This window comes from Micromonospora sp. WMMA1923, from assembly GCF_049179195.1.
Classification (GTDB): domain Bacteria; phylum Actinomycetota; class Actinomycetes; order Mycobacteriales; family Micromonosporaceae; genus Micromonospora; species Micromonospora yangpuensis.
Genome location: NZ_JBMHLZ010000001.1, coordinates 5,829,006 through 5,849,459, shown reverse-complemented (window position 1 = coordinate 5,849,459; position 20,454 = coordinate 5,829,006). Strand labels below are relative to the sequence as shown.

The 20,454-nt window shown below is 71.4% G+C and carries 20 protein-coding genes, 1 tRNA gene and 1 pseudogene; 9 read left to right on the top strand and 13 right to left on the bottom strand.

The features are described from left to right. Nucleotide 1: 1 nt before the first annotated feature. Genes ACN28G_RS26605 through ACN28G_RS26585 form a run of 5 tightly spaced genes read right to left on the bottom strand, consistent with a single transcriptional unit; the run spans nt 2 to nt 5,741 of the window. Nucleotides 2-1,507 (bottom strand): peptidoglycan D,D-transpeptidase FtsI family protein, encoded by a 1,506-nt coding sequence (locus ACN28G_RS26605; protein ID WP_091432732.1) that lies wholly within the window; start codon nt 1,505-1,507, stop codon nt 2-4. Beyond that, nucleotides 1,504-2,994 (bottom strand): FtsW/RodA/SpoVE family cell cycle protein, encoded by a 1,491-nt coding sequence (locus tag ACN28G_RS26600; protein ID WP_091432730.1) that lies wholly within the window; start codon nt 2,992-2,994, stop codon nt 1,504-1,506. The genes ACN28G_RS26605 and ACN28G_RS26600 overlap by 4 nt, the downstream gene beginning before the upstream one ends. A 28-nt stretch (nt 2,995-3,022) precedes the next feature. After that, nucleotides 3,023-4,447 (bottom strand): protein phosphatase 2C domain-containing protein, encoded by a 1,425-nt coding sequence (locus tag ACN28G_RS26595; RefSeq protein WP_421480594.1) that lies wholly within the window; start codon nt 4,445-4,447, stop codon nt 3,023-3,025. Beyond that, nucleotides 4,444-4,932 carry an FHA domain-containing protein FhaB/FipA gene (locus tag ACN28G_RS26590; RefSeq protein ID WP_091432726.1) on the bottom strand — a complete coding sequence of 163 codons (489 nt, stop codon included), beginning with the start codon at nt 4,930-4,932 and terminating at the stop codon, nt 4,444-4,446. Before ACN28G_RS26590 ends, ACN28G_RS26595 begins: the two co-directional genes overlap by 4 nt. A 5-nt stretch (nt 4,933-4,937) precedes the next feature. Next, the gene (locus ACN28G_RS26585) at nt 4,938-5,741 is read right to left on the bottom strand and encodes an FhaA domain-containing protein (RefSeq protein ID WP_091432724.1); all 804 of its coding nucleotides are present in this window, start codon (nt 5,739-5,741) and stop codon (nt 4,938-4,940) included. Between the two features lie 207 nt (nt 5,742-5,948). Between ACN28G_RS26585 and ACN28G_RS26580 the strand changes: the two genes are divergently transcribed. The 3 genes from ACN28G_RS26580 to ACN28G_RS26570 all read left to right on the top strand — a co-directional run bounded on the left by ACN28G_RS26580 (nt 5,949) and on the right by ACN28G_RS26570 (nt 8,089). Continuing rightward, nucleotides 5,949-6,034 (top strand) — tRNA-Leu (locus ACN28G_RS26580). A 181-nt stretch (nt 6,035-6,215) separates the two neighbouring features. Next, nucleotides 6,216-7,286 carry an NAD-dependent epimerase/dehydratase family protein gene (locus ACN28G_RS26575; protein WP_091432720.1) on the top strand — a complete coding sequence of 357 codons (1,071 nt, stop codon included), beginning with the start codon at nt 6,216-6,218 and terminating at the stop codon, nt 7,284-7,286. 32 nt (nt 7,287-7,318) lie between these two features. Then, nucleotides 7,319-8,089 carry a WecB/TagA/CpsF family glycosyltransferase gene (locus tag ACN28G_RS26570; protein WP_421480982.1) on the top strand — a complete coding sequence of 257 codons (771 nt, stop codon included), beginning with the start codon at nt 7,319-7,321 and terminating at the stop codon, nt 8,087-8,089. Nucleotides 8,090-8,248: 159 nt separating this feature from the next. Here the strand turns inward: ACN28G_RS26570 and ACN28G_RS26565 are convergent, their stop codons facing one another. Further along, nucleotides 8,249-8,479 (bottom strand): winged helix-turn-helix domain-containing protein, encoded by a 231-nt coding sequence (locus ACN28G_RS26565; RefSeq protein ID WP_091432717.1) that lies wholly within the window; start codon nt 8,477-8,479, stop codon nt 8,249-8,251. A gap of 317 nt (nt 8,480-8,796) precedes the next feature. Here ACN28G_RS26565 and ACN28G_RS26560 point away from each other — a divergent pair, with 317 nt between their 5' ends. After that, the gene (locus tag ACN28G_RS26560; RefSeq protein ID WP_091432714.1) at nt 8,797-9,132 is read left to right on the top strand and encodes a DivIVA domain-containing protein; all 336 of its coding nucleotides are present in this window, start codon (nt 8,797-8,799) and stop codon (nt 9,130-9,132) included. Then, nucleotides 9,129-9,380, top strand: coding sequence for a hypothetical protein (locus tag ACN28G_RS26555; RefSeq protein WP_421480593.1), 252 nt, complete (start codon nt 9,129-9,131; stop codon nt 9,378-9,380). The genes ACN28G_RS26560 and ACN28G_RS26555 overlap by 4 nt, the downstream gene beginning before the upstream one ends. Nucleotides 9,381-9,502: 122 nt before the next feature. Here the strand turns inward: ACN28G_RS26555 and ACN28G_RS26550 are convergent, their stop codons facing one another. Beyond that, the gene (locus ACN28G_RS26550) at nt 9,503-11,368 is read right to left on the bottom strand and encodes a S8 family peptidase (protein ID WP_421480592.1); all 1,866 of its coding nucleotides are present in this window, start codon (nt 11,366-11,368) and stop codon (nt 9,503-9,505) included. A 213-nt stretch (nt 11,369-11,581) separates the two neighbouring features. Here ACN28G_RS26550 and ACN28G_RS26545 point away from each other — a divergent pair, with 213 nt between their 5' ends. After that, nucleotides 11,582-12,184: a hypothetical protein gene (locus ACN28G_RS26545; protein ID WP_421480591.1), complete on the top strand. Its 603-nt coding sequence runs from the start codon at nt 11,582-11,584 to the stop codon at nt 12,182-12,184. On the opposite strand, the gene ACN28G_RS26540 is transcribed toward ACN28G_RS26545, so the two are convergent. The 3 genes from ACN28G_RS26540 to ACN28G_RS26530 form a co-directional block, all read right to left on the bottom strand. Next, nucleotides 12,152-12,559, bottom strand: a complete 408-nt coding sequence (locus ACN28G_RS26540; protein ID WP_091432703.1) for a hypothetical protein — start codon at nt 12,557-12,559, stop codon at nt 12,152-12,154. The genes ACN28G_RS26545 and ACN28G_RS26540 overlap by 33 nt on opposite strands. A gap of 213 nt (nt 12,560-12,772) precedes the next feature. Continuing rightward, the gene (locus ACN28G_RS26535; RefSeq protein WP_091432700.1) at nt 12,773-12,994 is read right to left on the bottom strand and encodes a DUF397 domain-containing protein; all 222 of its coding nucleotides are present in this window, start codon (nt 12,992-12,994) and stop codon (nt 12,773-12,775) included. Next, nucleotides 12,964-13,845: a helix-turn-helix domain-containing protein gene (locus ACN28G_RS26530; RefSeq protein WP_091432696.1), complete on the bottom strand. Its 882-nt coding sequence runs from the start codon at nt 13,843-13,845 to the stop codon at nt 12,964-12,966. Before ACN28G_RS26530 ends, ACN28G_RS26535 begins: the two co-directional genes overlap by 31 nt. Before the next feature lie 650 nt (nt 13,846-14,495). On the opposite strand from ACN28G_RS26530, the gene ACN28G_RS26525 reads away from it, so the two are divergent. Both ACN28G_RS26525 and ACN28G_RS26520 read left to right on the top strand, forming a co-directional pair. Then, nucleotides 14,496-14,777, top strand: a complete 282-nt coding sequence (locus ACN28G_RS26525) for a hypothetical protein (RefSeq protein WP_091432693.1) — start codon at nt 14,496-14,498, stop codon at nt 14,775-14,777. A 113-nt stretch (nt 14,778-14,890) separates the two neighbouring features. Next, nucleotides 14,891-15,460, top strand: a complete 570-nt coding sequence (locus ACN28G_RS26520; RefSeq protein WP_421480590.1) for a hypothetical protein — start codon at nt 14,891-14,893, stop codon at nt 15,458-15,460. A 40-nt stretch (nt 15,461-15,500) separates the two neighbouring features. Here ACN28G_RS26520 and ACN28G_RS26515 read toward each other — a convergent pair whose 3' ends face one another. Together ACN28G_RS26515 and ACN28G_RS26510 are read right to left on the bottom strand one after the other, a co-directional pair. Beyond that, on the bottom strand, nt 15,501-16,505 hold the full coding sequence (locus tag ACN28G_RS26515) for a PASTA domain-containing protein (RefSeq protein WP_421480589.1): 1,005 nt from the start codon (nt 16,503-16,505) through the stop codon (nt 15,501-15,503). A 4-nt stretch (nt 16,506-16,509) separates the two neighbouring features. Then, entirely contained in the window at nt 16,510-16,659 is a 150-nt protein-coding gene (locus ACN28G_RS26510) for a hypothetical protein (RefSeq protein WP_421480588.1), read from the bottom strand. Nucleotides 16,660-16,856: 197 nt separating this feature from the next. On the opposite strand from ACN28G_RS26510, the pseudogene ACN28G_RS26505 reads away from it, so the two are divergent. After that, nucleotides 16,857-17,828: pseudogene (locus ACN28G_RS26505) on the top strand (hypothetical protein); the annotation flags it as partial. Nucleotides 17,829-18,749: 921 nt separating this feature from the next. On the opposite strand, the gene ACN28G_RS26500 reads toward ACN28G_RS26505, so the two are convergent. Further along, complete coding sequence (locus tag ACN28G_RS26500; protein ID WP_091432680.1) at nt 18,750-20,225, bottom strand: glutamate--cysteine ligase; 1,476 nt, start codon at nt 20,223-20,225, stop codon at nt 18,750-18,752. Nucleotides 20,226-20,454 lie beyond the last annotated feature (229 nt).

Here is a 20,454-nt window from a genome sequence, read left to right as displayed (position 1 = left end):
GTCAGCGGCCCCCCGTGTCGGCGACGGCCGCCTGCATTATCTGGCCGGCGATCCGCGCCGCCTCGGCGCTGCCGCCCGGCCCGGCCTCCTCCAGCACCACGCAGACCGCGGAGACCGGCGTACCGTTCTTGTCCAGCGCGAAGCCGATGAACCAGCCGTGGTCGCGGGTGTCCGGGCCGGACTGGGCGGTACCGGTCTTGCCGCCGACGGTGTAGCCGCGGAACGCGGCGTTGCGGCCGGTGCCCTCCCGGACCACGTTGACCATCATGTCCCGCAGGTCGCCGGCGACCTGCCCGCTCACCGGCTGACGCAGCTCGCGCGGCTTGGCGGTGTAGTAGGTGGTGGTGCGGTCCGGGGCGAGGAGCTGGCGGACCAGGTGCGGCCGCATCTGGCTACCGCCGTTGGCGACCGCGCCGGCGATCAGCGCGCCCTGCAACGGGGTCATCCGGACGTCCCGCTGGCCGATCGAGGACTGGCCGAGTGCCGCCTCGTCGGTGCCGCCGTCGGGGTTCTGGATGTCGCCGGTCCGGCTGGCCGCCACCGGGACGCCCCCCTCGCCGAGGTGCCCGACGGTGAGGTCCTCCTGCTCGAAGCCGAACTGCCGGGCCTTCTCCTTGATCGTCTCGGCGCCGAGCCGGACGCCGAGCTGGGCGAAGCCGGTGTTGCACGACTCGGTGACCGCGTTGAGCAGGGTGACCTGCCGCTCGGGGCAGATCGACGGTGCGGCGTTGGTGATCGTGTTACCGCCGGTGGAGGCCCGCCAGCTCGACCCGGCCGGGATCTGGGTCTGCTGACCAACCCCGTCCTCCAGCGCGGCGGCGGCCACCACGATCTTGAAGGTGGAGCCCGGCGGCAGGACCTCGGCCAACGCCCGGTTGCGCAGCGGACCGTCCTCGTCCTGCTCCAGCTTGTTGTACGCCGCGCTGGCCTCCCGGGTGTCGTGGCTGGCCAGCGGGTTAGGGTCGAAGCTCGGCATGGAGACCAGCGCCTGCACCGCGCCGGTACGCGGGTCGATGGCGATCGCCGCACCCTTGCTCACGTTGTTGCGGTTCTCGCGCAGCCCCTCGTACGCGGCCTTCTGCGCCTGCCGGGAGAGGGTGAGCAGCACGTTACCGCCGCCGCTCTCGTCCCCGGTGAACATGTCCTTCACCCGGTTGGCGATCAACTGGTCGCTGGTACCGGCGAGGAAGTCGTTCTCCAGCCGCTCGATGCCGGTGTCACCGAGGTTCACCGGCTTGTAGCCGAGCACGTGGGCGTACTGCGCCCCGGCCGGGTAGGTACGCAGGTACTTCAGGTTGCCGTCGGTGGCCTTGCTGGTCGCCAGGGCCGTCCCGCCGGCCTCGATGTTGCCGCGCCGGCGCTCGTACTCGGCGACCTGGACCCGACCGTTGTAGTCGCTGGTGCGGTAGTCGTCGGCCTTGTACGCCTGGACCCAGTTCAGGTTGGCGAAGAGCAGGCCGAACAGGACCATAGCCACCACACCGACACGACGCAGGGGTGCGTTCACGGGCGGATCACCTCCGTCTTGGCGCCGTGCAACTGCTCCGGCGGGCCGCCACCGGGTCGGGCGGACGGCCCACCACCGGTGACGACCGGACGGCGGGCCGCATCGGAGACCCGCAGCAGCACCGCGATGAGCAGCCAGTTCGCCATCAGCGACGAGCCACCGGCGGACAGGAACGGGGTGGTCTGGCCGGTGAGCGGGATGAGACCGCTGATCCCACCGACGATCACGAAGACCTGCAGACCGAGGGTGAAGGAGAGACCACCGGCGACCAGCTTGCCGAACGAGTCCCGGACCTCCAGGGCGGCCCGCAGGCCGCGTACCACGATCAGCAGGTAGACCACGAGCAGCGCGGAGAGCCCGAACAGGCCGATCTCCTCGCCGATGCCGGCGAAGATGAAGTCGTTCTCCACCTCGGGGAGGATGCCCGGCTCACCGCCGCCCGGACCGGCACCGAAGAGCCCGCCGGTGCCGAGCGCGAGCAGCCCCTGGACCAGTTGGTAACCCTTGTCGGTGGGGTCGGCGAACGGGTCCAGCCAGATCTCGGCCCGGACGTAGAAGTTGGCGAACGGGCCGCCGACGGTGCTGCCGAGGAAGTACGCCAGGTAGGCCCCGACGGAGAAGAGCAGCAGACCGATGATCAGCCAGCTGACCCGTTCGGTGGCGATGTAGAGGGTCACCACGAACATGCCGAAGTACAGCAGCGAGGTGCCCAGGTCCTTCTGGAAGATGAGCACCATGAGGCTGACGGCCCAGACCACCAGGACCGGACCGAGGTCGCGGCCCCGGGGGAAGTCGACGCCGAGGAAGCGCCGACTGGCCAGCGAGAGCACCTCCCGCTTGCGAACCAGGTAGTAGGCGAAGAAGACCAGCAGCGCCAGCTTGGCGAACTCACCGGGCTGGATGGAGAAGCTGCCGATCCGGATCCAGAGCTTCGCGCCGTTGATCTCCGACATGCTCGCCGGCAGCACCGCCGGGATCAGCACCAGCACGATGCCGGCCAGCCCCAGGGTGTACGCGTACCGGGAGACCGAGCGGTGGTCGCGCACCAGCGCGAGCAGCCCGGCGGCGAGGAGCACCGAGATCAGCGTCCAGGCGAGCTGCCGGCCACCGATGCCGGCGAAGATGGCCAGGTCGTCCCGTTGGGCCGGTGCGGCGTTGTCCAGGTCGATCCGGCGCAGGTAGCCCACCCCGATGCCGTTGAGCAGGGCGACCGCCGGCAGCAGGGCCGGATCGGCGAACGGGGCCAGGAACCGGATGACCAGGTGCAGACCGAGGAAGACCGCACCCAGCGCCGCCGCCGGGATCCAGAAGTCCGCGGTGATCGTGTCGAGCAGCGTCGCCTCGATGGTCGCCTGGTAGGCGGCGACCAGCACCATCGCCAGCAGGAGCAGCCACAGCTCGGAGTTGCGCCGGGACCGGGCGAGGCGTACGCCGGACTGCCCGCCCGTCGTCACGGGCGAGCTTGCCGGGTTGGCCGCTGCGGTCACGCGTCGTCCCTAGGGTTGGTGCCGGCGCTCACTCGGCCGGCCGGCAGCCCGCCGGGTCGAGCACCGGCGGGGCCAGGTCGGAGGGGAGCACCTCGGGCGTGGGGGTCGGGGCCGGTCGGGACGTGCTGGCCGCCGTGCCCCGGGGGGTCGGCCGTCCGCTGGCCGCCGGCGAGGCCGGCGCTTCGGGGGAGGCGGTGACCTCCGGGGTCGGCACCGGGCTCGGCGGGCAGACCGGCTTGAGGTTCGGGTTGGTCGGGTCGTCGTTGGTCAGGTCGGCCAGTCGACGGACGGCGTCCGGCTCGTTGCTGGCCTGGATGCCCTGCTTGACCTGCTCCTGGGCGGCCAGGGTGAGATCGTCCAGCCGGGCCGGGCTGGTGGAGTGCAGGGTGGACAGGTCCATTCCGGCTACCTGGCCGGGCACCCCCCGGAAGACGGCGAGCTGCCCCTCGTCGGTGGCTCCGACGTAGTACTGCCGCTGGGTGTAGCTCCACCCGGCGAAGAGGCCACCACCGAGGATGACAAGCAACGCCGCCAGCATCGCGGCGGTACGGACCGGACGGCGCTTGGGGCGCTCCGGCTCGTCGTCCCGGCTGGTCGAGGAGTCCTCCGGCGCCGGCGGTCGGGGGGCGGAGAGCGCCGAGGCCCGGGCGGCCGGCGTGGAGACGTCGGCGGAGGTGGCCATCCCCCGGTCCCGGGCGGCGGCGCCACCCACGATCGGGGCCGCCTCGACGATGTCCCGGTCGGTGGCGTCGGCGATGATGACCGTGATGTTGTCCGGGCCACCGCCGCGCAGCGCGAGTTGCACCAGCCGCTCGACGCACTGCTGCGGGTCGGTGTACTCCCGCATGGTGTCGGCGATGGTCTCGGCACTGACCACACCGGAGAGGCCGTCGCTGCAGATCAGGTAGCGGTCGCCGGTGAGCACCTGGCGGACGCTGTACTCCGGGTCGATGTCGCGGCCGTCCAGCGCCCGGGTGAGCAGGGACCGCTGCGGGTGGCTGCTCGCCTCCTCGGGGCTGATCCGCCCCTCGTCGACGAGCATCTGGACGTACGTGTCGTCCTTGGTGATCTGCGCGAACTCGCCGTTGCGCTGCAGGTAGGCCCGGGAGTCCCCGATGTGGACCATCCCGATCTTGCTGCCGGAGAAGAGGGTCGCGGTCAGCGTGGTGCCCATCCCCTCCAGTTGGGGATTGGCCTCCACGGTGTCGCGGAGCTGTTGGTTGGCGGTGCCGACGGCGGAACGCAACGCGTCGACGAGCGCGTCCCCGGGGACGTCCTCGTCGAGCGGCGCCAGGGCACCGATGACGATGTTGCTGGCGACGTCACCGGCGGCCATGCCGCCCATGCCGTCGGCGACGGCGAGAAGCCGCGGCCCGGCGTAGACGGAGTCCTGGTTTCCGTCTCGGATCAGACCGCGGTCGCTGTGGGCCGCATAGCGCAGGGTCAGAGTCATGGCCGTAATTCGAGAGAGGTGCGGCCGATCCGGATCGGCACGCCGAGGGGGACGGGGGTTGGTCCGGTGACCTTAGCGCGATCGAGGTAGGTGCCGTTAGTCGATCCGAGGTCCTCGACGAACCACTGCCCGTCACGCGGCAGCAGTCGGGCGTGTCGCGCCGAGGCGTAGTCGTCGGTGATGACGAGCGTGGAGTCCTCGGCCCGACCGATGGTGATCTGGGCCTCGCCCAGGGTGATTCGGGTGCCGGCCAGCTGACCGGCGGTCACCACCAACTGGTGCGCGGCCCTGCCCCGCTTGACCTTCGCCTGCTTGGCCGGCGGCTGTCCGGTCGAGGCACCCACCGCACGCGGCGCGGCCACCAGTCGACCCGACCGGGCACCCGCGAAGAGGTCCCGACGGATCACACCGACCACCGTGAAGACGAAGATCCAGAGCAGGATCAGGAACCCGAACCGGGCGACCGTGATGACGAGTTCCGGCAAGGCGGCTAGCCGTCCACGCGGAAGGTGAGCGTGGTGGTGCCGAGCTGGATCATGTCACCGGGGTTCAGCGCGACGGCGGAGACCCGCTGCCCGTTGACCATGGTGCCGTTGGTCGATCCGAGGTCGGTCAGCACAACCTGCCCACCGTCGAAGTCCAGCCGGGCGTGTCGCCGGGAGATGCCGACGTCCGGCAGTCGCAGGTTGGCCTGATCACCACGCCCTATCACCGTCGAACCCATCTGCAGGGGATAGGTACGGCCGTCGCCGGAGACCAGTCGCACGTTGCGACCGCCACCGTGCCCGGGTGGCGGGCCGTAGCCACCACCCTGGTCGTAGGAGGGGTAACCGGGCGGGCCGGCGTCGTATCCGCCCTGGTCGTAGCCGGGGGCCGAGACCGGGGCGACGTCACCCCCGGTGTAGACCTCGGCGGTGACCCGGAACATACCGGTGTCCAGGCCCTCGCCCCGCTCGATCTCGACGATCACGTCGCCGTAGACCGTCCAGGCCTGCTCACCGATGAACTCCGCCTGCGACTGGGCCAGCTCCTGGGCCAGTGCGGCGGCGTACGGTGCCAACCTGCTGTGGTCGTACGGCGAGAGATCGATCACGTAGCGGTTGGGCACCAACGTGCGCCCACCGGCCAGGATCGCCTTGTGCGCCTCGGCCTCCCGCTGCATGGCGTTGAGGATCTCCACGGGGTGGACCACCCCTTTGAAGACCTTGGCGAAGGCCCCTTCGACCAGGCCTTCCAGTCGCTTCTCGAAGCGTTGCAGCACGCTCACCGGCTCCTCCTCGGGTCCCGAGGACATGATGGTATCCGGCCGAAGCGCGCGCAGCTCACACGCCGCTCGGCCGCCTGTCGTCGGCCCGCTCGGACGGGCCAATGCTGTCGTGCTACTCTTTCGTCCGCCACGAACGGTAACCGATCGTGGCAAGCGCCAGGGACAGCGTAGTATCTGCCGGGCTCGCTGGAGACAGCGGGACCGCAGCGGCTAGGGTGTTCCGGGTCATGCCACGGGGATGTGGCGGAATGGCAGACGCGCACGGTTCAGGTCCGTGTGTCCGAAAGGACGTGGGGGTTCAACTCCCCCCATCCCCACCACTGAGCAGGGGCTCCGCAGCGATGCGGGGCCCCTGCTTCGTTCCGGGCGACGCCACCCGTTAGGCCGGCCGCCACGGGGGTAGGTCGGGGCGGGACGGCCGGCCAAGCTCCACGCTGGGGCGTATCGGACACCGCGCTATGCTCCGGTGGTTTCTCCAGCGTCCGAACCCAGGAGTGGCGAGTGAGTGTCGCGTTGGTGACCGGATCCGGCGGTCTGATCGGATCAGAGGCGGTACGACACTTCGCCGGCCTCGGTCTGGACGTCGTCGGCATCGACAACGACATGCGCCAGGAGTTCTTCGGCGCCGAGGCGTCGACCGCCTGGAACGTCCGCCAGCTCACCGACGAGCTGGGGTCGGCATACTCGCACCACAGCATCGACATCCGCGACCGGGACTCGATGGCGAAGCTCTTCGCCCGGTACGGCCGCGAGATCGCTGTGGTGATCCACACTGCCGCGCAGCCGTCGCACGACTGGGCGGTCCGCGATCCCTTCACCGACTTCGACGTCAACGCCGGCGGCACGCTGAACGTGCTGCAGAACGTCCGGGAACACTGCGTCGAGACGCCGGTGATCCACTGCTCGACCAACAAGGTCTACGGCGACCGCCCGAACAGCCTGCCGCTGGTGGAGCGGGAGACCCGGTGGGAGATCGAGCCGGGGCACCCGTACGAGCAGGGCATCCGCGAGGACATGTCGATCGACGCCTGCCTGCACTCGGTCTTCGGGGCCTCGAAGGTCGCCGCCGACGTGATGGTGCAGGAGTACGGCCGGTACTTCGGCATGCGTACCGCCTGCTTCCGGGGCGGCACGCTGACCGGCCCGGCGCACTCCGCGACCGAGCTGCACGGTTTCCTCGGGTACGTGATGCGGGCCAACATGGAACGCCGGACGTACAAGATCTTCGGGTACCAGGGCAAGCAGGTCCGGGACGCGATCCACAGCTCGGACGTGGTCTCGGCGTTCGAGGCCTTCTTCCGCAACCCGCGCTCGGCGGCGGTCTACAACCTCGGCGGTGGCCGGCACTCCAACACCTCCAACCGCGAGGCGTTCGCACTGGCCGAGCAGATCACCGGCGAGGAGATGCGCACCGAGTACGTCGAGGCCAACCGGATCGGCGACCACAAGTGGTGGATCGGCTCGAACGAGGCGTTCCAGACTGACTACCCCGACTGGAAACAGGTGTACGACGTACCGATGATCATGCGAGAGATCCACGAGGCCAACGTCGGCAAGTGGGTGCCGGCGTGAGTACCCAGACCAAGCGGAACGTGTTGGGCGTCATGGTCGACGCCACCGACTACGCCTCGGCCACCGAGGAGGTGGTCTCCGCCGCCCGGGACCGTCGCCCGCTGGCGCTGACCGCGCTGGCCGTGCACGGCGTGATGACCGGGGTACTCGACCCGGCCCACAACGCCCGGCTGAACTCCTTCGACGTGGTCACCCCGGACGGGCAGCCGGTGCGCTGGGCGCTCAACCTGCTGCACCGCGCCGAACTGTCGGACCGGGTCTACGGCCCGCAGTTGACCCTGCACGTGCTGCACCGCTTCGCCGACGAGGGCCTGCCGGTCTACCTGTACGGCTCCACCGAGGAGACCCTGGCCCGACTGGTGCCGGCGTTGGAGCGGATGTTCCCCGGCATCAAGATCGCCGGGATGGAGCCGTCGAAGTTCCGCCAGGTCCAGCCGGGCGAGGACGTCGAGATCGCCGACCGGATCAAGGCCAGCGGGGCCCGGCTCGTCCTGGTCGGGCTCGGCTGCCCCCGCCAGGAGATCTTCACGTACGCGATGCGCCCGCTGCTGGACATGCCGATGATGGCCGTCGGCGCGGCCTTCGACTACCACGCCGGTCTGCTGCGCAACCCCCCGCCGTGGATGCAGAAGGCGGGCCTGGAGTGGTTCTGGCGGCTCGGCCTGGAGCCGAAGCGGCTGTGGAAGCGGTACGTCATCCTCAACCCGGCCTACCTGGGTCGCCTGGCGGCGCAGAAGACCGGCGTCTGGAAGGCCCGTCCACCGGCCCCCGCCACGGACCGCCCCACCACCTTCGCGGTCTGACCCACCCAACCGCCGGAGCGTGACCCCACTGACACCTCACGGTCGCCCCGCCTCCGCGGTGCCCACCACATCAAGGATCCTGCGCGACCACCCGGGCGTGGTTCGCGCAGGATCCTTCATGTAGGGGTCTTCTCACCCGATGCGCCGGCAGGCCGGAGGTCAGGCGGGGTCTGATCGCGGGGTGACGTAGACGCCCTTGCCCTGGTGTCCCTGGACGAGGCCCTCGGCCTGGAGAATCAACAGCGCTGACCGTACGGGCTCGGCCGACACTCCGTATTGGACGGTCAACTCCCGCAGCGACGGCAGCTTGTCGCCGGGGGCGTACTCACCTGCGGCGACCTTGTCACGGATGTCCTGCGCGATCCGTTGGCGATCAGAAATTCGGGGCATGGCGACTCCTGGTAGGCCCCAAGATCTTCGCACGCCCGCAGGTTGTCGGCCAACACGCCGAGTAGGAGATCTGGTCACTCCCTGTCATCTAATGCTTTGCATTGTATGTTGTCCAGGCGGATCCTCCTGCGAAGCCTGGTAGGCAACCGGCTTTCGGTAGACCACCGCGCCGGCTGGCACGACCGTCCACCCTCCGGCCGGTCGTGCCAGCTCCACTGCCACGCACCAGCGCGCAAGCCCGTCCCCGGGCGTACCCACCGCCCCCGCTACACCGGCAAGACGACACCACCGAACGGGAGTGAAAGGAAACCGACGCGATGCGCAGCCTCCTCCGGCCTCTCATGAGCAGACGCAGTTCCCCTGGAGACGTTCGTCCCGGTGCACCGAACCGACCGCCCGTTGAGGCGTACCAACCGGTCCTGCACATGCCGTTACGACCGAGGCAGGTCCGGGGGCGCACCTTCACGGTGCGCCGCCGTGGTGCGGACCTGTTCGAGGTCGCCGCCTTCCTCGATCGGGTCGCGAAGGAACTCACGACGGCGCAGACGGCGCTCGTCGCCAGCCGGGCGGAGGCTGCCCGGTTACGGAACGCACTGGCTGCCTGGCAGACCTGGCACCTGACCCAGTGCGCCGACCAGAACCAACCGACATGAGTGATCGCTACGTCATCCACCTGCCGGTGGACGCCCCGGACCTGGTTCGCGCCAAGTTACTCGCCAGGACCGCTGCCCGATCGCTGGCCTTCATCACGAGCATCGACCCCGGCGAGACCACCGTCTCCGCCGAGGACGACCAGACAGTGCATCATCGGGTCTTCTGCGACATCCGGCTCGCCAACGGCCGCCGATGCATCCTCCGCGCCGGCCACGAGACCCCCTGCACCGCCCGGCGGCCCGCCTGACCGGCTCCCGGGATCGCGCAGTTTCCTGGTTGTGGGGGACCACGGCAGGAGTGGAAGCCACCACAACCAGGAAACTGGCCACCGGCCTGCCCGCACGGGAGATGCGGGCAGGCCGGGTCGGGTCAGAGGGTCAGGGACCAGGTGTCGACGTAGCCGGTGTCACCGGAGAAGACGTCCCGGACGCGCAGCTGCCAGGTGCCGTCCGCCGCCTTCGCCGAGAGGTTCACCGAGTACGTGGCGTCGACGTCGTCGGCACCGTCCAGGATGCTGCTGTTCTTCAGCCGGTAGGCGGTGCCGTCCGGGGCGAGCAGGTCGATGACCAGGTCACCCCGGTAGGTGTGGACGATCTTCACCGCGACCGAGGACGAGGCCGAGGCGGCCCGGCCGCAGCCGGCGATCGCGATCGAGCTGGTCACCCCGGCCAGGGCGCTGTCCGGGATCGAGACGTCGGTGCCGTTGCTGCCCGAGCAGGAGCCACCCGGGCCGGTCACCGTCAGGGTGAAGGTGGCCGTCCGGGTGGCCGACGCGCCGGTGCCGGTGACGGTCACCGGGTACGAGCCGGCCGGGGTGCCCGCCGAGGTGGCGACGGTGAGCGTCGACGAGCCGCCCGAGGTGACGCTCGCCGGGCTGAAAGAGGCGGTCGCCCCGCTGGGCAGTCCGCTGGCGCTGAGGCTGACGGACTGGGCCGAGCCGTTGGTGGTGGCGGTGGCGACCGTGGCGGTCACCGAACCGCCCGGCGTGGTGGAGCCGGACGTCGGCGACACCGACACCGAGAAGTCGTCGGCCGGCGGCGGGGTGCTGCCGTTGACCACGTACAGCAGCTTGTTGGGTGAGCCGGTGCCCGGGTTGGTCACCACGTTGTCGGTGGCGTTGTCCACCAGGAAGTCACGGACCTGTTGCGGGGACCAGGTCGGGTTGACGCTGGCCACCAGGGCCGCCGCCCCCACCACGTGCGGGGTCGCCATCGAGGTGCCGCTGATCGTGTTGGTCGCCGTGTCGTTGGTGTACCAGGCGGACGTGATCGACGAGCCGGGGGCGAAGAGGTCCAGGCAGGTACCGATGTTGGAGAACGAGGAACGGGCGTCGGTGTTGGTGGTCGAGCCGACGGTGATCCCCTCGGTGGTCCGCGCCGGTGAGCTGTTGCAGGCGTTGGAGCCGTTGTCGTTCCCCGCCGCCAGGCCGTACGTCACCCCGGAGTTGATCGAGTTACGGACGGCGGTGTCGAGGGTGGCGTTCGCGCCGCCGCCGAGGCTCATGTTGGCCACCGCCGGCTTGACCGCGTTCGCGGTGACCCAGTCCACCCCGCCGACCACCCCGGCGATGGTGCCGCTGCCGGCGCAGTTGAGCACCCGTACGCCGACCAGCGTGACGCCCTTCGCCACCCCGTACGCGCCGCCGCCGACGGTGCCCGCGACGTGCGTACCGTGGCCGTTGCAGTCGTCGGCCGGGCCGCCGTCGACCGCGTCGAACCCGGTGACGGCGCGGCCCCCGAAGTCGCTGTGGCTGAACCGGATGCCGGTGTCGATGATGTAGGCGTGCACGTTGCTCGCCGTGTTCGGGTAGGTGTAGGAGCTGTCCAACGGCAGGTTGCGCTGGTCGATCCGGTCCAGCCCCCAGGACGGCGGGTTGGCCTGGGTGCCGGCGATCGACACGGTGTGGTTCTGCTCGACGTACGCCACGGCGGGGTCGGCGGCGATCCGGGCGGCGGCGTCGGCGTCGACCCGGGCCTCGAAGCCACGGAGCGCGGCACCGTAGGTGCGGGCCACCGTGCCACCGTGCCGGCCGACCAGGCGGTTGGCGTTGTCACCGACCCGGCTGCGGCCGACGGCGCTGTCCTTGAACACGACGATGTAGCTGCCCGCGACGGCGGTGGCCCCACCGGCTGCCCGGACCGGACCGACCGGCTCGGCGGCCATGGCGGGGGTGGCGGCCGCGAGCATGGCCAGCGCGGCCACTCCGACGAGGACGGACCTGTGTGGAATACCCATTCTCCTACCTCCCTCTGACCGGTGCCGACGTCCGGACACTCGTGGTTACGGACCGACAACGACCGATCACGCTGAGGCTAGGGCATGGAAGTTGCCAGTAAACATGCCGAACTCCCCATCACCCCGGTGGGATGGCCCCTACGGGTGAAGTGGGGGCGGGCCCAGGGTGCCGACCCGGATTCGCTCCGCCGGATAATGGGCAAGTCTCATGGCATGGACAGTCATCTCACCGTTCTGCTCGCGGTCGCCGCCGTCTGGCTCACCGCCGGTCTCCTCGCCGAGGGGATGCCCCGGCTGGACCGGGCGCGCGTCCTGCGCCGACGGGTGCACTGGCTGTTCGTACTCACCCTGACCGGGCTGGGGCTGACCGCGGGGGTGCTGATGGCTGGCCTGCAGAGCGCCGGTTCCGCGCCGGCCGACCGGGCCGCCGCCGGACTCGCCCTCGCGATGGCACCGGCGGCCGTGGTCGCGGTCTGCACCGTACGCCGGTTGCGCCGGCTCCAGGCCGGTGCCGCCGCCTTCGCCACCGCGCCGCGGACCCCGGCCCCGCACGGCCTGCGGGCCGCCGCCGCGCACCCGCTGATCGGCCTGCCGCTGCAGATCACCGGCCTGGCGACGGTGCCGGGCGTGCTCTCCGCCACCGGCATCGACCTCTTCGACGGCGGTGGCGTGACCGGGCCGGCGATCACCGTCGGCGTACTCGGCATCATCGCCATCGCGATCCGCCACGCGCTGCGGCACAACCGGCTCGCCGAGCGGGCCCTGGCCGAGCCCGCCACCAGCTCACCGCGCTCGGCCAGCCCCCTGCACGTATAGCAGTTCCAGGATCGCCCGGGTCGCCTCGAACCAACGGTCCAGCCAACCCGGCGGGGGCACGCTGCCCTTGGGCGGCAGCTCCATCAGCAGGCCGCGCAGCAGGGGGTGGTCGACCAGGGACTCGGTCGACTCCAACGGCCAGCCGCTCGGCGGGAACGAGGGCTCGGTGAGCGGGTTCGGATCCAGCGAGGGCAGTGCCAGCGGCACCCCGACCTGCTCCGGGCCGGGCGGTGCCGTCTCCCGGCGGTCGAGTTCGGAGTCGGTGGAGACCACCTCCGTCAGGACGCTGTCCCGGCGGGCACCCCGGTACTTGCCACCGAACCGTTCCGACTTCCCCGGACCGTTGGTGTGGTTCTCTGACCCGATCGTCGTCATCCGTTTCGCCTGCCTCGCTCGGTCTGCGGATCCGTGCGGCGGGTTGTCGACCAGCGCCGTACCGAGGGGTACAACGAGTCGGGACGGAAGTGGCGACGGGACCACCCGTGGGGGCACCCGAATCGTCGCCCGGTGCCGGCACCGCGAGGGGCGCGGTCCCGGCCGGCCACGCTGCCGGACGGTTCCGCGCCCCTCGACTCTGCTGCCGGTCGGTCAGTCCCGGCCGAACACACCCTGCCTGGCACCGGCGACGAAGGCGTGCCAGTCACCCGGAGCGAAGACCAGCGCCGGCCCGGACCGGTCCTTGGTGTCCCGGACCCCGACCGCGCTGCTCGCGTACGCCACCTCGACGCAGTTGTCGCAGTTCGGTCCGCTCTTGGAGCTCTTGAACCAGACCGCCTGCGTCAGGTTCGCGGGGAACCCCTTGGTCGCCACTTCCACAACGGCTCCTCTGCCAGTGTCACGATGTGTGCAATGGACTCCTCGGGTCCGACGGCGGCTGCTCTGATCTGCTCGAAGATGGAGTGGTACTTGTCTAGTTCGTCGCTCTTCTCCAGGAAGAGCCCACCCGTGGCGTTCTCCGCGTACACGACTCCCGGGTCACCGGGCTCGTGGAAGCTGAGGATGGTGAAGGTGCCGTCCATGCCGGCATGCGCGCCCGCCTCGAAGGGCAACAACTGGAGCGTCACGTTCGGCCACTGCGCCACCTCCACCAACCGCTGGAGCTGACCACGCATCACTGCGTCGCCGCCCACCGGTCGACTCACCACCGCCTCATCGAGCACCACCGACAGATTGACCGGATCGTCCTGGGTCAACAACGACTGGCGGGCCATTCGGACACGGACTTTCTGCTTTACTTCTTCCTCGGACAGGTCGGGGCGGGCGAGCCGGAGCATCGCGTCGGCGTACTCCTGGGTCTGCAGCAGGCCCGAGACGACCTGTTGCTCGTAGGTCCTGATCGTCCGGGCGGCGTCCTCCAGGCCGACGTACGCGCCGGAGAGAACGTGGCTGTACGGATGCCACCAGCCCTTCTGCCGGGCCTCCCGGGCGAACTGCACCAACTCGTCGCTCTCGGCCTCCGATGTCCCGTAGATCTGGAGCATGTCGCGGACGTCGCGGGGGGTGACGGTGGTGTGTCCGGTCTCGATCCTGGAGACCTTCGACGTCGAACACTCCAGTTGCTGGGCCACCACCTCGATGGTGACGCCCGCGTGCTCCCGCCGACGGCGTAGTTCGGCGCCGAGCCGGCGACGTCGGATGGTGGGGCTACGCCGTTCACTCACGACTCACCTCGAGTCAGGGCCGGTCCGGGCAGCGAGACACTCGCGCTCACCGAGCTACCTCCGGTTGATCGCGCCTACTTCGCGACGCCCGCCGGGGGCGCGACCGTCGGGCGGCGGGCGATCGTTCGCGGCATGGGGGTGGTGCCGTTCGTCGGCCGGCCGCGACGGCGAAACGGGCGTCCAGTGTGCCGCTAGGGATCGAGAGCTTCAAGCGCACCCGTGTGGCGTGTTCACGTACGCAGTTCCGCCAGCCGTTCACGCATCGGCAAAAGCCAAGGTGCAACTTGCATGTATCCGAACACTGATGCACTCTAACCGTGTGACTCGGGTTACTCACCGTTGGTGTCGACCTTCGGACCTACCTGCTTCGCCCCACCGGAGCAGGTAGGTGAAACCTTCCTGAGCTGCGGTTACACGCGGGACCGCCCCGGAGAGACAACCCCGCCGAGGTAGGCCGACCGGCTACGGCGGTGGGACGCCAGCCGGGCGCACCAGGTGCTGATCGGACGCTGGCACGCCACCAGTGAGCCGGACCGACCAGCACCGTCCGACCCAAGCCGGCGGACAGGGCACGACCTTGTCGCCGGAACGTGACCTTCCCCGTTCAGCTCCCGCCGGTGTGACCGCCGGCCAACCCTTCAGGAGCCCATGTGCTTCCCCGCCCTGGTGACGTTCTGCACGTGACTCGCGCGGCGAGCGTCCAGTTCCGCCGCCCGCTCATCTTCCGGGTGATCAAGGTGCACGACTGGCCGACGTACCAAGGTTGGGTCTGGCTCGAAGGTTACGAGCTGGACGCGACCGGGGACGCGGTCAGCCGGCGGTCGATCTACGTCAAGCACGAGGGGCTGCGCCAGCTCCACATCGCTGAGCCCCGACCGCACACCGTGCGGACCCGCCGCCCGGTCGCCCGGACCCCGGTCCGGGTGGGCTGACCTCGTAGTTTTCCGTCCGCCGGGTGGGCTACCGGCATAGAATCGGTACGCCCACCCCGGCACGTTCCACCCCGCGCGGCCCGGACCCCGAACCTGGGATGGCCATGCTGAGAATGTCCGCCACGCAGCAGCGACACCGCATCCGCTACGCCCTCGGGGCTCTCCTGCTGCTCGGAGCCGCGACCACCCTGGTGGTCCTGGCCCGGGGCCCCGCCTACTCCGCCACCCGCCTGCCGGCCCCGGTGCCGGCACCGGAGATCTTCGTCGCCGAGGAGTCGGCACCCCCGACCGAACCCTGGGTCGATCCCTGGGCCGTCCCCGGGGCCACCGACACCGCCGAGAACGCGGCCGGAAGACCGGCCGGCACCGCCGAGAACGCGGCCGGAAGAGCGGCCGGCACCGCGGAGAACGCGGCCGGGAGAGCGGCCGGCACCGGTACGGGGACGGCCCTCGGGGCACCGTCCCGTCCCGATTCGACTGCCCAGTCCGGTCTGACTGACCCGTCCGGTCTGGCGGCCCATTCGGATCTGGCGGCCCAGTCCGGTCTGGCGGCTCGATCCGGTTCGGCGGCCCGGACCGCAGACGACGGCGTACGGCGCTCGCTGTTCTGGTCGGGCCTCCTCGGCCTCGCCGTCTCGTTCGTCGGTATGGGGATGATCGGCTTCCGCCGCCGGCAGTGGTGACCCGACCGGTCGGGAGGCCAGGCCGGCGACGGTGGGCCGGTCAGCGGGTAACCGTCGCCTCCCCAGTGGCGGTCGGGGCAGCCGGGCTGGTCGGTGACGGGTTCTGGGCCGCGACGACCAGGAGCACCTGTTGTCCCGCCGGCACCGGCACGCCCACTCCCGGGTTGACCCCGATCACCGTGCCGGGGCGCTGCGGCGACGGCTGGTACTCCACCCGGTAGCTCAACCCGAGACCGGTCAGCACCGCCTGCGCGGTCGCCTGCGACAGGCCGACCACCGGTGGTACCGGAACCTGCCCGGGAACGGCCGGGGCGGTGGTGGCCGGGGCGGTCGTCGGCGGCGCGGTGGTGGCCGGCGCCGTGGTCGGCGGCGGGGTGGTCGCGGGCGAACTGGGCGGCACCGTGGTCGGTGCGACGCTCGGCTGCGGTGACGGTGGCAACTGCGGACCCGGCTCGTCCACCTGCTGCACCGCGAACCAGAACACCGTCCCGAGCAGCCCCAGCAACACCAGCGCGACCACCGCGAGCGCGATGGGAGCCCACCACCGGCGGTCGACCGGCTCGTCGTCGTACCACTCGGTGCCCGGCTCCGGCGGACGGGGCGGCGGCACCCCGGCCCGTCCCGACCAGACCGCCGGCCCGGCCCGCCGAGCGGTCGAATCCACCCCCGTCCCGGTACGCCCCAGCGGTAACGCCACCGTCCGGTCCGGCGGCGCCACGGTCCGGTGCGGCGGTACGACCGGCTGGGTGACGTCCGGCCCGACCGGCGGTTCGGCCCGCTGGGTGACGTCCGGCCCGACCGGCGGTTCGGCCCGCTGGGTGACGTCCGGCCCGACCGACGGCTCGGCCCGCTGGGTGACCTCCGGCCCGACCGACGGCTCGGCCCGCTGGGTGACCTCCGGCCCGACCGGCGGCTCGGCCCGCTGGGTGACCTCCGGCCCGACCGGCGGCTCGGCCCGCTGGGTGACCTCCGGCCCGACCGGCGGAAGTCCCCGGGTACGGTCGTCGTCCGCTGCGTCGGATGGTTGCTGGTGGTCGTCGCTCATGTCGTCAGCTCGCTGCACTCGGGCCGATGGTGGCGGCGGTGTCGACGATCTGGGCGGCGGTTTCGGTGTCGGCAGCGGTGTCGGCAGCGGCGGTTTCGGTGTCGGCGGTGGCACGCTCGTGCGGCCGGGATGATTCGCTCGCGGGCTCGCTCATGGCACGTCCCCTCCGGGCGGGCTTCCTGGCCCTCGTGGGTCCACCCAGCGGGCCGGGCAGCCTTCGACCGAGACGAACAGGGTCAACCCCGGGTCACCGGCCACCTGCGATCAGTCCACCACAATCGCCACGACTCGCCGGTGTGCCGCGCGGACGTTACGCTCCCCCGCATGGCCAGGGGCTGGGCAGGATCCATCATCACCGCGATCGGCGTCGCCGCCGGCGCGGGTGCGGCTCAACTCGGCTTCGGCTACGGACTCGGCATCATCAACTTCACCCCGGCGACGGACCCGGACGAGGCCGCCTGGGTGGCCAGCCTGGCCTGGGCCACCTGGATCGCGGCCACCTCGACCATCGTCGGCGCGGCCTGCGCCCAGCGACTGCACGAACCGTCGGGCGACATCCCAGCCCGGACCGCGAATGCCCTGCCCCGTGCCGGGAACGACCCGGCCCGAACCGAGGACGGGCTGCCCCGTACCGGAAGCGACCCGGCCCGGGGCGAAGACGGGCTGCCCCGTACCGAAGACGGGCTGCTGCGGACCAGGGAGGACCCGATCCGGACGGGAGACGATCGGGCTTCGACCGGCGACGAGGCGGCCCGGACCGGGGCCGGTCGGGACCGGGCCGGCGACGACCCGGCCCGGGGCGAAGGCGGGGCGCCACCCGAGGACGGTCGCGGGCGGGTCACGGGCGGGGTGCTGGGCCGGCTGACACTGGCCGTCGCAGCTGCGGTCGGCGCCATGATCACCGTACTACTGGTCGCCGTGCCGGCCCGGATGGCCGACGTACCGGACACCTTCTCACCGCAGAGCGTTGCCGGCGGGTACGCGGGCGTCGGCGTACTGGTCGGGTTGTTGATCGCCCTCTGGGCGCTGCACTCCCCGGCGGCCCGTGCCAACCTGGTGGCGACCGTCGGGTGGTTGTGGCTGCTCGCGGTGGCCGCGGTGGTGGACGGGGTGCTCTCCGGCCGTGGACTGACCACCGCCCAGCTCGGTATCTGGCAGCTCAGCGCGGACAACCCCGGCTTCTGGTTCCGGGACTACTTCTACTGGCCCGGTGCGGCGCTGGCGCTGGGATCCGCCCTGGTCATCGGCGGGTTCGCGGCCAGACGCAGTGCCCGACAGCCCCATCGTCAGGTCGGCACGGCGGTGTCCGGAGCGGCCGGCCCGCTGCTGGTGGCATTGGCGTACTTCCTGGTCGTACCCCGGCTCGCGGTGCTCGGCCCGGAGCAGGTGTCGGCGCATCTGATGGCCCCGTACGCCGTCATCGTCGGGGCGGGTGCCTCGGTCGCGGTGACCGCACTCGGCCAACGGTCCGCCGCCCGCCGCGCCCGTTCGGCGGCCGGGGCCGAACCTGCGGGATCGGCTCGGACCGGGCGCGCCGTACCGAACCCGGACGGCGTGACCTCGATGGCCGGCCCAGGGTCTTCGGTGCCGGACGCCGACGGCACGCCTCCGGCGGCCGGTACGGGGTCGACCACTGCGGGGTTGTCGTCCGGCACCGACCGGGCGGCCCCGGGCGTACCCAGGCAACGATCGGCACCCGATCCACCCGGCGCAACCGGTCGGTCCGGCCCGCCCGACGCTGTCGACCCGCCCAGCCCGGCAGCGGACCCGCCGACCGCGGCCGTGGGCCGGAGCCGGGTCTCCGGTCCGGCGACAGCGAAGCGGAAGCCGCGGAGCCGCGCGTCCCAGAGCCCGTCCGGCCAGGCCTCGGCGAGCGGCGCCGAAGGACCGTCCGCCTCCGCCGGCTCCGCCGGTCCGGCCGCCTCCGCCGGCTCCGCCGGTCCGGCCGCCTCCGCCGGCTCCGCCGGTCCGGCCGCTTCCACCGGGCCCACCGGCCCGGCCGCTCCTACCGGGCCCACCGGCCCAGCCGCTCCCACGGGATCCGTCGGCCCGGCCGGGACGATGCCCGACGCGGGTACCGGGACCGACGCGGGTACCGGGACCGACGCGGGCTCCCCGGTGGCCCCGAAGCCTCGCCCCGGCCCCCGCCGACCCGGCTGAACACTCCGGTCCGAGTCCAGCCCCCACCTCGACCTGTTAGAGGGGTGCCCCGCTCGACCTAAAGCGTTAACAGGGGGCCCTTCCTTACACCTGCCAGGTGTGGACGGGGGTGTTGGTGCGTTGCAGTTCCACGTAGCGCTGCACCATGTGCTGCAGGGCGGCCGGTCGGTCCAGGCCCCGTTGCCGCTCGGCCGCCCGGACCGTCTCGGTCTGCCAGACCGCCCCGTTGCGGCCGGTCCGGCAGCGCTGCTCGATGATGCCGAGCAGGCGGTCCCGCTCCGCCGGGTCGACGCCGAAGCGGTCCAGACCGGTCGCGGCCTTCGGCAGCAGTACGTCGAGCACGAGCTTGGTGACCGGCACCTCGCCGAGGCGGGGCCAGTGCAGGCTCGCGTCCATGCCGCGGCGGGCGGCGGCGTGGAAGTTCTCCTCGGCGGCGCTGAAGGTGAGCTGGCTCCAGATCGGCCGGTCGGCTTCGGCCAGTCCCCGGGCCAGCCCGAAGTAGAAGGCGGCGTTGGCGAGCATGTCCACCACCGTCGGCCCGGCGGGGAGTACCCGGTTCTCCACCCGTAGGTGCGGCCGGCCGTCGGTGACGTCGTAGACCGGGCGGTTCCAGCGGTAGACGGTGCCGTTGTGCAGGCGCAGCTCGGCCAGCTCGGGCACCCCGCCGGCGTGCAGCACCTCGACCGGGTCCTCGTCCTCGCAGATCGGTAGCAGCGGCGGGAAGTACCTGACGTTCTCCTCGAAGAGGTCGAAGATCGAGGTGATCCAGCGCTCGCCGAACCACACCCGGGGGCGTACCCCCTGGGCCTTGAGTTCGTCCGGGCGGGTGTCGGTGGCCTGCTGGAACAGGGCGATCCGGGTCTCCGCCCAGAGCTGCCGGCCGTACAGGAAGGGGCTGTTGGCACCGACCGCGACCTGGACTCCCGCGATGGCCTGGGAGGCGTTCCAGTAGTCGGCGAAGCTGTCCGGTGCCACCTGGAGGTGGAACTGCAGGCTGGTGCAGGCCGCTTCCGGTGCGATCGAGTCGGTGTGGGTCTGGAGCCGCTCCACCCCCTGGATGTCCAGCTCGATGTCCTCGCCCCGGGCCCCCACGATCTGGTCGTTCAGCACCCGGTAGCGCTCGTTGGCGGAGAGGTTGTCGGCCACCAGGTGCTGCTCGGTGAGGGTGGGCAGGATGCCGACCAGGACGATCCGGGCGTCCGAGTCGGCGGCCCGCTCGTCGGCCCGGGTGAGGCTGCCGCGCAGGTCCTTCTCGTAGTCGGCGAAGCCGTTGCCTTCGATCAGCCGGGGCAGGGCGTTCAGCTCCAGGTTGAACCGCCCCAGCTCGGTCTGGAAGAGCGGGTCGGCGATGTCGGCCAGGATCTTGTCGTTGCGCATCGCCGGCTCGGCTGCCGGGTCGGCCAGGTTCAGCTCGATCTCCAGACCGGTCATCGGCCGGTCGGCGTCGAAGCCGAAGTCGTCCAGCATCAGCGCGAAGACGTCCAGGCACCGCCGGACCTTCTGCCGGTAGCGGACCCGATCGTCTCGGGAGTAGTCGCTCTGCTCGACGTCCTTGCCCATGCTGGCCTCCCGGCGCGTGGCGCGATCGGAACGCGTCGTCCCGGAAGCGCGGTGTGAACCACCCACGTTAGGAGCGCGTACCCGTCTCGGCCAGCGTCGGCCCGCCAAGCACGACCCGGACGGCCCTGACCGGGCGGCGGCGCTCCCGGCGGCATCTCTACCCCGCCGGAGGGGCCGGCCACCACCGGCGGGGGGAAATGAGGCGTGCCACACGACCCGCCGGACCGAC

Coding starts and splice junctions, on each gene's coding strand:
- ACN28G_RS26595 (WP_421480594.1), bottom strand. CDS start 4,447: ATGACTCTGACCCTGCGCTATGCGGCCCACAGCGACCGCGGTCTGATC.
- ACN28G_RS26585 (WP_091432724.1), bottom strand. CDS start 5,741: ATGTCCTCGGGACCCGAGGAGGAGCCGGTGAGCGTGCTGCAACGCTTC.
- ACN28G_RS26570 (WP_421480982.1), top strand. CDS start 7,319: ATGGTCGACGCCACCGACTACGCCTCGGCCACCGAGGAGGTGGTCTCC.
- ACN28G_RS26565 (WP_091432717.1), bottom strand. CDS start 8,479: ATGCCCCGAATTTCTGATCGCCAACGGATCGCGCAGGACATCCGTGAC.
- ACN28G_RS26560 (WP_091432714.1), top strand. CDS start 8,797: ATGCGCAGCCTCCTCCGGCCTCTCATGAGCAGACGCAGTTCCCCTGGA.
- ACN28G_RS26555 (WP_421480593.1), top strand. CDS start 9,129: ATGAGTGATCGCTACGTCATCCACCTGCCGGTGGACGCCCCGGACCTG.
- ACN28G_RS26550 (WP_421480592.1), bottom strand. CDS start 11,368: ATGGGTATTCCACACAGGTCCGTCCTCGTCGGAGTGGCCGCGCTGGCC.
- ACN28G_RS26545 (WP_421480591.1), top strand. CDS start 11,582: ATGGACAGTCATCTCACCGTTCTGCTCGCGGTCGCCGCCGTCTGGCTC.
- ACN28G_RS26540 (WP_091432703.1), bottom strand. CDS start 12,559: ATGACGACGATCGGGTCAGAGAACCACACCAACGGTCCGGGGAAGTCG.
- ACN28G_RS26520 (WP_421480590.1), top strand. CDS start 14,891: ATGTCCGCCACGCAGCAGCGACACCGCATCCGCTACGCCCTCGGGGCT.
- ACN28G_RS26515 (WP_421480589.1), bottom strand. CDS start 16,505: ATGAGCGACGACCACCAGCAACCATCCGACGCAGCGGACGACGACCGT.
- ACN28G_RS26510 (WP_421480588.1), bottom strand. CDS start 16,659: ATGAGCGAGCCCGCGAGCGAATCATCCCGGCCGCACGAGCGTGCCACC.
- ACN28G_RS26500 (WP_091432680.1), bottom strand. CDS start 20,225: ATGGGCAAGGACGTCGAGCAGAGCGACTACTCCCGAGACGATCGGGTC.